This window comes from Sphingomicrobium sediminis (assembly GCF_023805295.1).
Taxonomy (GTDB): domain Bacteria; phylum Pseudomonadota; class Alphaproteobacteria; order Sphingomonadales; family Sphingomonadaceae; genus Sphingomicrobium; species Sphingomicrobium sediminis.
Genome location: NZ_JAMSHT010000001.1, coordinates 40,843 through 54,110 on the forward strand (window position 1 = coordinate 40,843; position 13,268 = coordinate 54,110).

The 13,268-nt window shown below is 63.4% G+C and carries 13 protein-coding genes and 1 tRNA gene; 7 read left to right on the forward strand and 7 right to left on the reverse strand.

The features are described 5' to 3' along the window. Positions 1-4: 4 nt before the first annotated feature. Together NDO55_RS00165 and NDO55_RS00170 are read right to left on the reverse strand one after the other, a co-directional pair. A complete protein-coding gene (locus tag NDO55_RS00165) occupies positions 5-1,264 on the reverse strand; it encodes a 3-methyl-2-oxobutanoate dehydrogenase (2-methylpropanoyl-transferring) subunit alpha (RefSeq protein WP_252111253.1) in 1,260 nt (419 codons plus the stop codon). 88 nt (positions 1,265-1,352) lie between these two features. Then, positions 1,353-4,640 (reverse strand): amidohydrolase family protein, encoded by a 3,288-nt coding sequence (locus NDO55_RS00170; protein WP_252111254.1) that lies wholly within the window; start codon positions 4,638-4,640, stop codon positions 1,353-1,355. Between the two features lie 126 nt (positions 4,641-4,766). Between NDO55_RS00170 and NDO55_RS00175 the strand changes: the two genes are divergently transcribed. Continuing rightward, entirely contained in the window at positions 4,767-5,033 is a 267-nt protein-coding gene (locus NDO55_RS00175) for a DUF3297 family protein (protein ID WP_252111256.1), read from the forward strand. 38 nt (positions 5,034-5,071) lie between these two features. Here NDO55_RS00175 and NDO55_RS00180 read toward each other — a convergent pair whose 3' ends face one another. Further along, positions 5,072-5,314: a hypothetical protein gene (locus NDO55_RS00180; RefSeq protein ID WP_252111258.1), complete on the reverse strand. Its 243-nt coding sequence runs from the start codon at positions 5,312-5,314 to the stop codon at positions 5,072-5,074. Between the two features lie 230 nt (positions 5,315-5,544). On the opposite strand from NDO55_RS00180, the gene NDO55_RS11925 reads away from it, so the two are divergent. The 5 genes from NDO55_RS11925 (at position 5,545) to NDO55_RS00200 (ending at position 9,455) form a co-directional block, all read left to right on the forward strand. Then, positions 5,545-5,679, forward strand: a complete 135-nt coding sequence (locus NDO55_RS11925) for a hypothetical protein (protein WP_279639070.1) — start codon at positions 5,545-5,547, stop codon at positions 5,677-5,679. Continuing rightward, the gene (locus NDO55_RS00185; protein ID WP_341869953.1) at positions 5,672-6,478 is read left to right on the forward strand and encodes a PspA/IM30 family protein; all 807 of its coding nucleotides are present in this window, start codon (positions 5,672-5,674) and stop codon (positions 6,476-6,478) included. Before NDO55_RS11925 ends, NDO55_RS00185 begins: the two co-directional genes overlap by 8 nt. Then, entirely contained in the window at positions 6,475-6,927 is a 453-nt protein-coding gene (locus tag NDO55_RS00190) for a PspC domain-containing protein (protein WP_252111260.1), read from the forward strand. The genes NDO55_RS00185 and NDO55_RS00190 overlap by 4 nt, the downstream gene beginning before the upstream one ends. Beyond that, on the forward strand, positions 6,927-7,157 hold the full coding sequence (locus tag NDO55_RS00195) for a light-harvesting protein (RefSeq protein WP_252111262.1): 231 nt from the start codon (positions 6,927-6,929) through the stop codon (positions 7,155-7,157). The genes NDO55_RS00190 and NDO55_RS00195 overlap by 1 nt, the downstream gene beginning before the upstream one ends. A 156-nt stretch (positions 7,158-7,313) precedes the next feature. Then, a complete protein-coding gene (locus NDO55_RS00200) occupies positions 7,314-9,455 on the forward strand; it encodes a TonB-dependent receptor (protein WP_252111264.1) in 2,142 nt (713 codons plus the stop codon). 76 nt (positions 9,456-9,531) lie between these two features. Here NDO55_RS00200 and NDO55_RS00205 read toward each other — a convergent pair. Together NDO55_RS00205 and NDO55_RS00210 are read right to left on the reverse strand one after the other, a co-directional pair. Beyond that, positions 9,532-9,604 (reverse strand) — tRNA-Thr (locus NDO55_RS00205). 24 nt (positions 9,605-9,628) lie between these two features. After that, positions 9,629-10,474 (reverse strand): hypothetical protein, encoded by an 846-nt coding sequence (locus NDO55_RS00210; protein ID WP_252111266.1) that lies wholly within the window; start codon positions 10,472-10,474, stop codon positions 9,629-9,631. A gap of 73 nt (positions 10,475-10,547) precedes the next feature. Between NDO55_RS00210 and NDO55_RS00215 the strand changes: the two genes are divergently transcribed. Further along, complete coding sequence (locus NDO55_RS00215; RefSeq protein WP_252111268.1) at positions 10,548-10,730, forward strand: hypothetical protein; 183 nt, start codon at positions 10,548-10,550, stop codon at positions 10,728-10,730. Here the strand turns inward: NDO55_RS00215 and NDO55_RS00220 are convergent. Together NDO55_RS00220 and NDO55_RS00225 are read right to left on the reverse strand one after the other, a co-directional pair. After that, positions 10,727-12,046 (reverse strand): replication-associated recombination protein A, encoded by a 1,320-nt coding sequence (locus tag NDO55_RS00220; protein WP_252111270.1) that lies wholly within the window; start codon positions 12,044-12,046, stop codon positions 10,727-10,729. The two genes, NDO55_RS00215 and NDO55_RS00220, sit on opposite strands and share 4 nt — an antisense overlap. Beyond that, positions 12,039-13,199, reverse strand: a complete 1,161-nt coding sequence (locus NDO55_RS00225) for a glycosyltransferase family 4 protein (protein WP_252111272.1) — start codon at positions 13,197-13,199, stop codon at positions 12,039-12,041. Before NDO55_RS00225 ends, NDO55_RS00220 begins: the two co-directional genes overlap by 8 nt. Positions 13,200-13,268 lie beyond the last annotated feature (69 nt).

A 13,268-nucleotide genomic window follows, 5' to 3' on the forward strand; every position in this document is an offset into this window, starting at 1 on the left:
GGCATTATTCGCCCTCCTTCAGCGCGGCGTCGCGCTGTTCTGCAATGTGCCAGGGCATATCGGCATAGACGTCTTCGAACATGGTCTCCTTGCCCTCGTCGCCCTGGTCGGAAAGGACACCGAGCTTCTCGGCTTCCTTCTGCGCGGCGCGGACCATGGCGGTGAGTTCCTCTTCCTGTCCCTTGTCCTGATCCTCGTCCCATTCGCCGAGCGCGATGAGGTGGTTCTTGAGCCGCAGGACCGGATCGCCCAGCGGCCAGGCTTCGCTTTCTTCCTTGGGGCGGTAGCCGGTCGGATCGTCGGAGGTCGAATGTCCCTCGGCGCGGTAGGTGAAGAATTCGATGAAGGTCGGTCCGTTGTTCGACCGCGCGCGCTCGGCGGCCCAGCGGGTCGCGGCATAAACGGCGAGCACGTCGTTTCCGTCGACGCGCAGCCCCGCCATGCCGTAGCCGACGGCGCGGCTGGCAAAGGTCGCCTGTTCGGCGCCGGCAATGCCCGAGAAGCTCGAGATCGCCCACTGATTGTTGACGCAGGCGAGGATGACCGGGGCCTGGTAGACCGAGGCAAAGGTCATGGCCGCGTGGAAGTCGCCTTCCGCCGTCGCGCCGTCGCCGATCCAGCCCATCGCGATGCGGCTGTCGCCCTTGATCGCGCTGGCCATCGCCCAGCCGACCGCCTGCGGATATTGCGTCGCGAGGTTACCCGAAATGGAGAAGAAACCCTTCTCCTTGTCCGAATACATGATCGGTAGCTGGCGGCCTTTCATGTGGTCGCCGGCATTCGAATAGATCTGGCACATCATCTTCACCAGCGGATAGCCGCGATACACGAGCAGGCCCTGCTGGCGATAGGTCGGGAAGTGGATGTCCTCGCTATCCATCGCTGCGGCCGCGCTGATCGCGATCGCCTCTTCGCCGGTGCACTTCATGTAGAAGCTGGTCTTCCCCTGGCGCTGGGCGCGATACATGCGGTCATCGAAGACGCGGACCGTGACCATGTCGCGGTAAATCTTCTTGAGCACATCGACGCTCAGCTTGGGGTCCCATGGGCCGACCGCTTTGTGGTCGTCGTCAAGCACGCGGACGAGGTGGGTCGTCAGCGGAATCGTTTCCTTGTCGTCGCACGCACTGTCGGGGCGCGGGGCCTCACCGGCCGCGGGCACCTCGATATTGGAATAATCGGGGGTGTCGCCCGGTCGATAAGGCGGTTCGGGAACGTGCAATTTCAGCGCCGGCCGATTGGGGCGCTTTTCGTCTCGGGCCATTCTTTACCTCTCCTGCCGCTAACGCCCGAACGGGCGGCGGCGATCCTGTCGCCGCCCCCGTAACGTCAATGCAGGCAAAAATGAAGGCTTAGTGCTCGTGGGCGCCAACGACTTCGGCATTGGCCGTATAGCCCTCGCCCGCACCATCCTGGAACCAGAAGGGCTCGAGACCGCCTTGGCCGCCGGCCACGACCTGCAGGTTGCTGTCGTAGAGGATGCCGCCCTGCATCACCATGCCGACATCGGCCGAGTTGCGGATATTCTCGAGCGGATCGCTGTCGAGGATGACGAGGTCGGCCAGCTTGCCGGGCTCGATCGAACCCAGATCGGTGGCAAGGCCGAGGCTGATCGCCGGGTTCATCGTGGCGGTGCGGATGGCGTCGAGATTGCTCATGTCGCCAAGCTCCGCATAGGTCCAGATTTCCCAATGCGCGCCCAGTCCCTCACGCTGGCCGTGCGGGCCGATATTGGCCATCACGCCGCGCTCGTTGAGCTGGCGCGCGCCTTCGGCGACCTGTTCGAGATTGTTTTCCTCTTCAGGGAAGAAGGTGCCGCGGCGCGCAGCGCTGTCAAGAATGCCGCGCGGGACCCACTTGTTGAGGATCGGGTCGGCCCAGACGTCGGTCGTCTGGTACCACCACATCTCGCCCCACGGACCGCCGTAAGCGACGTTGAGCGTCGGCGTGTAGGCCGTCTTCACACCCTGGCCGCCCCACATCTGCAGGACGTCATCATAGATGTTCTGCACCGGCAGCGCGTGCTCGATCGTAGTGTGGCCGTCGGCGACCATGGTCATGTTGTGCATGAACAGGCTGCCACCTTCGGGCATCACGTCCATCTCGAGCTCACGCGCGGCCTGGATCACCATCTGGCGCTGGTCGCGGCGCGGCTGGTTATAGCTCTTCACGCTCCACGCGCCCTTGGCCTTCAAGCGACGCAGGTGCGAGCGGGCATCCTCGACGCTGTCGATCTCGGCGGTGAAGGCCGTGGTCGCGCCATAGAGGATGGTGCCGGTCGAGAAGATACGCGGGGCGAGGATCAGGCCCGCTTTCTGATGCTCGGCCGCTGCAAACACGCTGGTCGTGTCGTTGGACGGATCGTGCACCGCCGTGACGCCATGCGCGAGGCTGGCTGCATGCGCCCAATTCTGTTGCGGGATGACCCCGCCGGTCGCCATCGGGCCGTGCCAATGCGCGTCGATGAGGCCGGGGATGATGGTTTTGCCGCTGACATCGATGACGCGGGTGCCGGCTTCCCAGCTAATCGCGGCGAGCGGGCCGACCGCGGCGATGCGGTTATTCTCGATCATGATCGCGCCATTCTCGATCACTTCGTCGCCATTCATGGTGATGATCTTGGCGCCCGAGAGGACGTAGCGCTCGTCGCCCTCGACCGCATTGGCGGTCACGGCGAGGTTGGCGACCTCAATGGCATCGGCTTCGGTGACGTCGCCGACAGAATTGATCGAGCGCTTGTAGAGGTTCGGGCCCTCGGTCCAGTAGAGCGCGCCGTCATTGCCCCATTGCACCCATTCGCCGACATCGGTCGTGACCTTGACCTGCGGAACACCGCCGCCCGAGGGCGACAGGTCGAGCGTGCGGCCGGTCTGGACGAAGGGCACGACATAGGTCTGGAAGCGCTCGGTCCAGGCGACGAACTTGCCGTCGCGAGATAGCTGGAAGTCACCGGCATTGGTGCTGGTGAGGTGCGTCTGCTCCTCGCGCGTCATGATGTCCATCGAATTCAATGCCGTCTTGTCGCCTTCGCGGCTCAGGTAGAGCAGGCGCGACCCGTCGGCGCTGAAGCTCGGCGAGGCGCCGAACTCGGCGACCTTCATCGCATCGCCGCCCGACAGGTTGGCGACATAGAGGCCGGTATCGCGGCTGTAGAGCGGGCTGGTGATGTAGCCGCCCGAGCCCTTGCGATAGACGATGCGGTTGCCGTCAGGCGAGAAAGCAGGGTCGAAATAGTGGCCGGGCACGGTGGTGACGGTGCGGGCGCGGCTGCCGTCGGCGCGGGCGACGCGAATACGGCCGAGTTCGGTATCGTCCCATTCGACCCAGGCGATCTGGCGGCCGTCGGCACTCCAGGTCGGGTGGCTCTGGCGCCAGTCGGTGTCACCGGTGATCGCGCGGGTGCGGCCCGACAAGAGGTCGCGCACATGGATCTTGCCGAGCGCTTCGAAGGCGACGCGGTCGCCATCGGGGCTGACGCTCACGAAGCGCAGTGCCTTGGTCTCAAAGGTCGGTTCGCCTACGCGCTTCTGGTGACGCACCGCATCGGCGACCCAGCGCGTATCATTGACGGTGAAGGGGATTTCGGAGACCGCGCCGCTGCCCACATCGACGCGGTGGATGCCGCCCTTGGCCCAGAAGACGATGCTGTCGCCGTCGGGGGTCCATTCCATGTTGGGATAGACGCCGTGCACGGCCCAGGTTTCCTGCATGTCACGGTCGAGGACGTCGGTGACGGGACGGATCGCGCCGCTGTCGAGGTCCATGATCATGATGACCGACTTGGCGCGGATGCGGCGGATGAAAGCAAGGCTCTTGCCGTCGGGCGAGGGCGTCGGGCTGATCGCACCGCCGGCGCCCGAGACGAGCGTCTCGATCTCGCCGGTCTGGCGATCGAGGCGGCGGATCACGTAGATCTGGCCATTCACGTCCTTGGAATATTCGAACACTTCGCCGGGCGTGGCATCGTCCGAATAATAGAGGTAGCGGCCATCCGGCGAGAATGCGGGTTCGCCCGTATCCTTCTGGTCGGTGCGGCGCTTGGTCATCTGCAGCCCGCTGCCTTCGCCCGAGGCGTGGTAGAGCCACATTTCGCCCGCGCCCAGCGAACGCGACGAGGTGAAATGCTTGCGGCCGACGACATATTCGCCGTCGGGCGTCCATTCAGGCTGATTGAGCAGGCGGAAGCTTTCGTCAGAAACCTGGCGCGGTTCGGAGCCGTCGGCCTTCATGACCCACAGATTGTCGCCGCCGGCGCGGTCGGAGGTGAAGGCGATTTCGCTGCCGTCGGGGGAGAAGACGGGCTGCATGTCCCACTGGTGGCCGCTCGAAATGTTGCGCGCAGTGCCGCCGCTGATCGGCATGGTGTAGATGTCGCCGAGCATGTCGAAGACGATGGTGCGGCCGTCGGGCGAGACGTCGAGGCTCATCCACGTGCCCTTCGACGTGTTGATCGTCACATTGCGGCCGGGGCCTTCGGTCGCGGTGACGTCCCAATCCTCATTCTCGGCAATCTCGTCGACGGTGGGCGCGCCCGTATCTTCGGTGATGATCGGTTCAGCGCCTTCCTCGCGCTCCTGCTGGGCATAAGCAGGCGTGGCGATAAGGGCTGCGCTGGCGAGCAGCGAGAATGCGAGTTTCATGGATTTGTCCCCCAGATAATAGGTGTTTCGCGCGCGGTTATGGCCCGCTTGGCTGGGAACGGCAATTGCCGCTTCGACAAACGGCATGATTGACGCCGGGCGCTCGGCTCGGCAAAGGCAGGGCCCATGAGCGAAGAGAAAAAGAGCGAACTTCCCGACCGCCTGTCGATGGACCCCAAGAGCGAGTATTTCGACGGCGAATTGCTGGCCCGCGGTGTCGGCATCAAGTTCAACGGCGTCGAGAAGATCGGCGTCGAGGAATATTGCCTGTCCGAAGGCTGGATCCGCATCGCTGCGGGCAAGAGCCGCGATCGCTTCGGCAATCCGATGACGATCAAGCTGAAGGGCAAGGTTGAGCCTTACCTCGAAGACGAAAACGACGCCCAGTCCTAGGGACTGAGCGCCGCTCGTTACTCAATAGATATTAGAGCCTAGGCGGGCGTCGCCACCGCAGCCTCGTCCTGCGGATAGGTCTGCTTGGCCTTGCGGGCGCGATAATAGTCGTATCCCTTGCGCGCGGCCCATGCGGCGGTGAGCGCGGCGCCGAGCGGGGCGAAACCGCGCTTGGCGATGAAGGGCAGGGCGGCGGTTGCCGCTGCGCCCAGCGCGCCGCCACCCAGCGTGGCAGCAAGGCGTTTGCCGGCGACGGCAGTGATAATCGAACGTGCAAGCATGTCGGTACTCCTAAATATGTGTCTTGCCCTACCAACGCATGATCCGCCGTCCGGCTCCGCATTTCGTCGTGGGAAAATCTCCCAACAGCCAGTGGGATTTTCCACCATCGGCGGGTCGAAAGCTTAGAGCAACATTGATTTTACTGGATTTTTTCATTTGGCACACCCTGTGCATCTGTCTTTGCATCACGTCCAACGCGATGGACGATGCGAATAAAGGGAGACAGAAAATGTTCGGTACGAATTTCCACCGCCATCTGATTGCCGGCTTTGCCGCGATCGCGATGAGCGTCATCACCATCGGTGCCACCGTCGCGCCGACCGATGCGGTGGCGAGCCCGATCCAGGCCAGCGTCTATGCCTGATCTGACCCCCATCGAAGCCAAACCCAAGAAGCGGGTGCGCAAGCTGGAGCCGATTGTCGGCGTGACCAGCGCGCCCAAGGCCAAGCGGATGAACCCGCTCGCCCCGGTGGGCGCCATGCTCAACGGGCCGATCTTCACCCGGGCACGCGATATCATCGCCGCCAATGTGAACGACCTGCTCGAGCGTGCCGACGATCCGGCCAAGATGATCCGCATGATCATCCTGGAAATGGAAGAAGTGCTGGCCGAGACCCGCGCCACTGCTGCCCGCGCCATTGCCGATCTCAAGGAAATGCGCTCGGCGCATCACCGCCTCGAACGCCTTTCCAATGAATGGGAAGAGCGTGCCGGGCTGGCGCTTGAGAAAGGCCGCGAGGACCTTGCCAAGCAGGCGCTCATGGAGCGCGCCAAGGTGAACGACATGATCGGCGGCATTGCCGAAGAAATGTCGGGCATCGAGGAACTGCTCAAGGGCTATGAGGCCGATATCCAGCGGCTGCAGAACAAGCTCGGTGAAGCGCGTTCGCGCCAGGCCAGCATTGCCAACCGCATCGAGAGTGCGATGAGCCGTGCCCGCGCCCGCGAATTGCTTTATGGTGAGCGCACCGAAGAGGCCTTCGCGCGCTTCGACCAGCTCGAGCGCCGCGCCGACGTCGCCGAGGGTCATGCCGACGCGATGGGCATGGGCATCAAGAGCCTCGAGGACGAATTTGCCGAACTGAAGGCCGAGGAACGCGCCCTCGAAGCGCTCGAAGAAATGAAGAAGGCCCGCAAGTCGGGCAAAGGGGAACAGGGATGAGCAACAAGAAGAAGATCTACAAATACAGCTTCGCGCGCGAGGACCGGAAACTGGCCGGCGTCTGCGCCAAGCTCGGCGAACAGCTGAAGGTCGATCCCACCTTCCTGCGCATCGCCTTCCTCTTCACCTTCCTTTTCATCGAATGGGAACTGGCGGTCGGCGCCTATATCATCGGCGGCATCTACTACACGCTGATGCGTCGCAAGGAGCTGGAAGGCGGCGCCTCGCGCGACCGCGACCAGTACAAGCCGGTGCGCGGTTCGGTCCACGACATGCGGACCAAGCTCGATGACAATGACCGCCGGATGATGGCGATCGACCACCACCTCAACAGCCATGACAGCGACAAACTGGCCCGCGAGATCGAAGAATTGCGTGCCAAGGTCGATGCCAAGAAAGCGGCTGCCAAGGAGGAAAATGGCAGCGCCGACCAGAAGGGAGATGCCTGATGACCGATCCGATGAGCATTGCCCTGACCGGCCTGTCGGTACTCGCCGTCACCGCTCTGGCCGCTCATGCAGGGCTGCGCGCCTTCACCAACTGGATGGAGTATAAGCGCGCAGAACTCGACAACAAGATCGACGCCGATCTGGCCCCTGCGGGCGGCATGATCGAGATTGCCGATTTGCGTGAGCGGGTGCGTAAGCTGGAAGCCATTGCTGCGGGGATCGACCCCTAAGCCCCGGACCTGACTTCCCTATTCGCGCAAGAAGAGGGCCTCGGCATCGCGCCGGGGCCCTTTTTCGTCGCCCCACGCCGTCAATTCGTCGTGAATCGCAACAATTCGTCGAAGCTGTGCTTGATACGATACAAAGTTACATCTATTTCGCCCGGCATGACACATTTTCTGCTCGCGAGCACCGCGCTTGCCGCTGCCATGCAGCCCCAGGCGCCCACCACCGAACCCGCCGTCACGACGGACGGGGCCGAAGTCCAACCGGTTCCGTCGCAGGACGAAGAAGCCGAACGCATCTTCGTCACCGGCCATGTCATCGAGGATCTCGACCTGCTCGCAGGCTCGACCGTCGTCGAAGGCGCCGAACTCACGCGCAATGCCGAACCGCAAATCGGTGACGTGCTGACCCGCCAGGCCGGCGTGTCGGCAACCGGTTTCGCGCCGGGCGCGTCGCGTCCTGTGCTTCGCGGCTTTTCGGGAGAGCGCGTGCGCGTGCTCAATGACGGCATCGGTTCGATCGACGTCGCCAACACCTCGGTCGACCACGCGACCACGATCGATCCGCTCTCGGCCGAACGTGTCGAGATCATCCGCGGTCCGGCCTCGCTGCTATTCGGCGGCCAGGCGATCGGCGGCGCGGTCAACGTGATCGATCGCCGCATCCCGCGCACGGTAGGTGACGAACCCGTTCACTTCGACGCGCTTGCCGGTGTGCGCAGTGCCGATGAAGGCGCCATGCTCGGCGGCGCGCTCGATCTCAATCTCGGCGGCAATTGGGTCCTTCATGGCGACGCCAGCTGGACGCGCGGCGACGATCTCCAGACCGGTGGCTTCCTGGTCAGCCCGGCGCTGCGGGCCGAGTTGCTCGAAGAGGCGGCCGAGGAATTTGAAGAAGGCGAATTCGAGGAAGCCGAAGAGCTGGAAGAAGCCGCCAACCTGCGCGGCGAACTGCCCAATAGCGGCTACCAGCAATGGTCGGCCTCGGCCGGCATCGGCTATGTCGGCGACGATTTGGAAGTCGGCTTCAGCTACAGCATTTTCGACAGCGATTATGGCATTCCGGGTCGCCCGGGTGCCGGTCATCACCATGGCGAAGAGGGTGAGGAAGAAGGCGAGGAAGAGGGTGAAGAGGAAGGCGAGGAGCTCGTCTCGATCGACCTTCGCCAGGAGCGTTGGGATGCGCGCCTCAAGCTCAATCTCGACGGCTTTTTCGAAAGCGTGACCTTCCGCGGCGCCTTTGCCGATTACAATCATATCGAGTTTGAAGGTGACGAAGTCGGCACCGTCTTCAATTCCGAAGGCATTGAAGGCCGCGTGGTTCTCAAGCAGCGCGACCGCGACGGCCTGCATGGTGCCTTCGGCGCGCAATATTATTATCGCGACTTCGAAGCGATCGGCCCCGAGGCCTTCCTGCCGCCCAACAAGACGGATGCCTACGGCTTCTTCGCGCTGCAGGAATATCAGCCTGACCGCCTCGGCGTCGAAGGCGCGATCCGCGTCGACGTTACCGAGCATGAATCGCTTGGTACGACCCGCGATTTCACCGCCTGGAGCGGCGCGCTGGGTGCCAATTATGAAGCGACACCGGACCTGACGGTCGGCATCAACGGCAGCTACACGCAGCGTGCGCCGAGCGCCGAGGAGCTTTTCTCCAACGGTCCGCACATCGCCACGCAGGCGTTCGAGATCGGTGATCCCGACCTCGAAATCGAAAGCAGCCTCGGCGGCGAATTGTTTGCCCGCTACGAAGGCCAGGATGTTGCCGTCTCGGCGACCGCATGGGCTAGCTGGTTCGACGATTTCATCTACGAGATGGAAACGGGCGAGGAAGAGGATGAGCTGCCGGTCTTCCAGTACATGCAGCAGGATGCCGATTTCTGGGGCCTCGAAGTCGAAGCCTCGGCCATTGTCTACCGTGGGAACGACGTTCGCGTCGGCGTGGATTTCGTCGGCGACTATGTGAAGGCGGAGCTCAGCGACGGGTCGAACGTCCCGCGCATCCCGCCGCTTCGCCTGCTTGGCGGTGTCAGCGTTGGCTACAGCAATGTCGAGCTCCGAGGCGAAGTCGAATATTTCGCCGAGCAGGACGATGTCGCGCAGTTCGAACTGCCGACCGAAAGCTTCACCCTCGTCAACGCCGTCGCCACCTGGCGTCCGGGCGGCGAGGATAGCGAAACCGTCTTCATCCTGCAGGCCAACAACCTGTTCGATGTCGAAGCGCGGCGCCATGCCAGCTTCACCAAGGATTTCGTGCCCCTGGCGGGCCGCGACATCCGCGCGACGGTGCGCACGAGCTTTTAAGGCTCTCAAAGCTAACAGGGGATGGGCTCGTCATCGTGAAGATGGCGGGCCCTTCTTTTTTGCGGGGAGGCGGCGGTGCCGGATGCAGGAGTCGAACCCGCGACCTTCGGTTTACAAAACCGCTGCTCTACCAGCTGAGCTAATCCGGCGATCCGCGTGCGCGGCTCTTTGTCCTAAACGACGCCGAAGGTCCAGCCCTCAGTGCGCGCGATGCGCGGGGTGAGGCCATCGGGATCAAACGGTGTTTCGTGGCGCAACACGTGCCGCATGCCCGCCGCAGTGACCAGCGCATCGGTCTCGTGATCGGTGGGGTCGCCGGGGAGCCGGACCGGCGGACTGTCGAGCCTCGCCAGCGCGTCGTTGAGCGATGTGAGGTCGCGTAGTTTTCGCCCGCTGCCGCCAGCGCGGCGCAGGTAGAGACGCCCGTAAATCTCGACAATCAGGCTGCCGTCGTGCGGAACGGCATCGAATGGCCAGACGGCGACCTGATCGTTGGCGCGGTGGAGCAGCCGCATTCCGGCGAAGCTCGCCTTGGCCACCTGCGCAGCGCCGATCGCGTCATACACGGTCGCCGCCTTGCCGCCGCCTTGCGCATTCAGCTTCTTCTCGACCTCGCGAAACCACATGTAGCGGGCTTTCTCGCCGTCGGCTTTGCCGAAATAAAAATGGTCGCGATGGACCTGCTCGAGAAAGGAAGCGGCGCCGAGATCGTCGTCCTCCGACACTTGGTCGACATAGGCCCAGAAGGGCTTGCCTTCTTGTGGAACATCGTCACCGGGAAGGTAGCTTCCGCGCTCGACGAGTGGCGGCGCGAAGCTGAAATCGAAGCCGAAGATGCAACGCTCCTGCGCGGCGCGTTCGAATAGCCATTCGAGCACTTCGCTGCGCGACCAGACATGATCGGGACGTACGAGCTGCGGTGCCTCATCGCCGCGCGCTTCGGCCACGGCGATCCCCTTGTGGCGCCTTCCCTTGGCGCCCGACCAATCTATCGCGATGCAGGATTGAAAGGCGTGCATGGCGTCAGAATGGCTGATTTTTGAGCCTTTTCAATTGTTGTGCTAGCATAACGATCAGAAAGTAGGTCAATTGATGCAACATGGAATGGGAACCGTCGGCCGCGCCTTCGTGCTGGCCAAGACAGCCACCGATATCGAAGACATCCGCAAGCAACTGAAACAAGAAGGTCATTTCAACGTGGACGCGCATTTGTCAGGTGCCCAGATCAAGCGCGACTTGCGCGAGGTCATGGAAGCCAACGGCTCGACGTCCTAACGTTCCTTCTGGATTTCCGCGCGCCGCGCCGCCCACCAGTCCAGCCGCTGCTTGAGCCGCTTTTCGAAGCCGCGTCCGGTCGGTTGGTAATAGTCTTGCGGGTCCATTTCCTCAGGCCAGTAATTATCGCCTGAAAATCCGCCCTCGACATCATGGTCGTAGGTATAGCCCTTGCCGTAGCCGAACTCCTTCATGAGCTTGGTCGGGGCGTTCAGGATATTCTGCGGCGGCATCAGGCTGCCGGTTTCCTTGGCGTTTCTGAAGGCTGCCTTTTGCGCCTTGTAGGTCGCGTTCGATTTGGGCGCGCTGGCGAGGTAGAGGCAGGCCTGCACCAGCGCCAGTTCGCCCTCGGGCGAGCCCAAGAAATCATAGGCATCCTTGGCCGCAAGGCACTGTGTCAGCGCGTTCGGGTCGGCAAGGCCGATATCCTCGCTCGCCATGCGCACCATGCGGCGACACAGGAAGAGCGGGTCCTCGCCCGCCGTCAGCATCCGCGCCAAATAGTAGAGCGCAGCCTGCGGGTCGGAGCCGCGGACCGCTTTGTGCAGTGCGCTGATGAGATTGTAATGCCCCTCGCGATCCTTGTCGTAGACCGCGACGCGGCGCTGCAGGAGGTCGGCGAGGCCCTTCGGATCGAGCTTCTCGTCGAGCTTCAGGTCGAACAGGGTTTCGGCCTGGTTGAGCAGGAAGCGACCGTCGCCATCGGCGCTGGCGATCAGCGCGGCCCGCGCATCCTCATCGAGCGGCAGGTCGGCCTCGATGAGCGCCTCTGCCTTGTCGAGCAGCCTCGACAATGCCGCCTCGTCGAGACGGTGCAGGATCAGTACTTGCGCGCGGCTCAACAGTGCCGCGTTGAGTTCGAAACTCGGATTTTCCGTAGTCGCGCCGACCAAGGTGACGGTGCCGTCCTCGACGAACGGCAGGAAGCCGTCCTGCTGGGCGCGATTGAAGCGGTGGATCTCGTCGACGAACAGCAAGGTGCGCTGTCCAGCGCCGGCCATCTTCTTGGCCTCGGCGAAGGCCTTCTTGAGATCGGCGACGCCCGAAAAGACCGCGCTCAGCATGACGAAGCGCAGGCCGACCGCATCGGCGAGCAGGCGCGCGATGCTGGTCTTGCCGGTGCCCGGAGGTCCCCACAGGATCATCGAGGATAATTTGCCCGCCGCGACCATGCGGCCGATGGCGCCGTCCGCGCCGGTCAGATGCTCCTGTCCGACGACCTGGTCGAGCGCGCGCGGACGCAGGCGATCCGCGAGCGGGGCATTGTCGCTGGGGACATCGGGAGAAGCCGGCGCCTCGCCGAACAGGTCAGGCATTGACCTTTTCGCGGGCGCGGATTGCGTTGGCATAGGCGTCGAGCACGACGCTGTTGATCGAATCCCAGTCCATCGTCTTGGCCTTGGCCAGGCCCGCAGCGCCGTGGGCCGCGCGCATGGCAGGATCGTTCTGATAGGCGATGAGATGGCCGGCGAGCTGCTCGATCTCGCCCGGCGGGGCGACGAGCCCGGTCTGGCCAGGCGTCACGAGGCTGTTGGTGCCGGTCGCAGCAATGGCGACGACAGGCAATTCGCAGGCCATGGCCTCCAGCGTCACATTGCCGAACGTCTCGGTTATGGAGGGATTGAGGAAGACGTCGGCGCTGGCCAGTGCCCGCGCGAGATCCGGTCCCTCCTGATGACCGACAAAGACGGCATTGTCGGGCAGATGCTCCTCGAACCAGCCGCGCGCCGGGCCCTCGCCGATGACGAGAACGCGGTGCGCCACGCCCTTCTTTTCGAGCACTTCGATCGTCTCCGAAAAGACGTCGAGACCCTTTTCCATGACGATGCGGCCAAGGAAGGCGATGGCCATTTCATCATCGCCGATGCCGAGGCCGCGGCGCCATTCCATGTCGCGGCGTTCGGGATTGAACTGGCCACGGTCGACACCGCGCGCCCAGATCTGAATCTTGTCGTTCATGCCCTGCTCGCGCAGCACGTCGGCAGTGCTGGGGGCGGGCACGAGAAGCGCCTCGCAGCGCCCGTAAAGGCGCCGCAGCCACGACTGGAGCACCGGCTCGAGGAAATCCATGTGGTAATATTGGAGGTAGGTCTCGAAGCGCGTGTGCACCGAGGCGATCGCCGGAATGTCGTGATCGCGCGCCCAGCTCACCGCCTTGGCGGCGACGAAGTCGGGCGAGGAGATATGGACGATGTTGGGTTTGAAGGCCTCAAGATCGTCGCGCACGCCCTTGGACAGGTTGAAGGCGAAGCGATACTCGCCGCGCCCGGGAATCGGAAAGCTTGGCACCGAAACGAGATCGCCGGTCGGCTCGAAGGCGGGCTCGTCCACCGTCGGCGAATAGACGCGCAGGTTGACGCCCTGGCGCAGCAGATATTCGGCGAGGCGATTGAGGGCTTGGTTCGCGCCGTCGCGTACGTAATTATAGTTGCCGGAAAACAGGGCAACGCGGATCTCTTGCGGCTTCATTCGCCCGCTTTAGCGGTTGCGGGGTCGCGACGGCAAGGCGAATGAGGCTTTGCCGAATCAGGCGTGAGC

What these genes read in the sequence shown, in the direction of transcription:
- NDO55_RS00165 (WP_252111253.1), bottom strand. Translation starts at nt 1,264, where the DNA reads ATGGCCCGAGACGAAAAGCGCCCCAATCGGCCGGCGCTGAAATTGCAC.
- NDO55_RS00170 (WP_252111254.1), bottom strand. Translation starts at nt 4,640, where the DNA reads ATGAAACTCGCATTCTCGCTGCTCGCCAGCGCAGCCCTTATCGCCACG.
- NDO55_RS00175 (WP_252111256.1), top strand. Translation starts at nt 4,767, where the DNA reads ATGAGCGAAGAGAAAAAGAGCGAACTTCCCGACCGCCTGTCGATGGAC.
- NDO55_RS00180 (WP_252111258.1), bottom strand. Translation starts at nt 5,314, where the DNA reads ATGCTTGCACGTTCGATTATCACTGCCGTCGCCGGCAAACGCCTTGCT.
- NDO55_RS11925 (WP_279639070.1), top strand. Translation starts at nt 5,545, where the DNA reads ATGTTCGGTACGAATTTCCACCGCCATCTGATTGCCGGCTTTGCCGCG.
- NDO55_RS00185 (WP_341869953.1), top strand. Translation starts at nt 5,672, where the DNA reads ATGCCTGATCTGACCCCCATCGAAGCCAAACCCAAGAAGCGGGTGCGC.
- NDO55_RS00190 (WP_252111260.1), top strand. Translation starts at nt 6,475, where the DNA reads ATGAGCAACAAGAAGAAGATCTACAAATACAGCTTCGCGCGCGAGGAC.
- NDO55_RS00195 (WP_252111262.1), top strand. Translation starts at nt 6,927, where the DNA reads ATGACCGATCCGATGAGCATTGCCCTGACCGGCCTGTCGGTACTCGCC.
- NDO55_RS00200 (WP_252111264.1), top strand. Translation starts at nt 7,314, where the DNA reads ATGACACATTTTCTGCTCGCGAGCACCGCGCTTGCCGCTGCCATGCAG.
- NDO55_RS00210 (WP_252111266.1), bottom strand. Translation starts at nt 10,474, where the DNA reads ATGCACGCCTTTCAATCCTGCATCGCGATAGATTGGTCGGGCGCCAAG.
- NDO55_RS00215 (WP_252111268.1), top strand. Translation starts at nt 10,548, where the DNA reads ATGCAACATGGAATGGGAACCGTCGGCCGCGCCTTCGTGCTGGCCAAG.
- NDO55_RS00220 (WP_252111270.1), bottom strand. Translation starts at nt 12,046, where the DNA reads ATGCCTGACCTGTTCGGCGAGGCGCCGGCTTCTCCCGATGTCCCCAGC.
- NDO55_RS00225 (WP_252111272.1), bottom strand. Translation starts at nt 13,199, where the DNA reads ATGAAGCCGCAAGAGATCCGCGTTGCCCTGTTTTCCGGCAACTATAAT.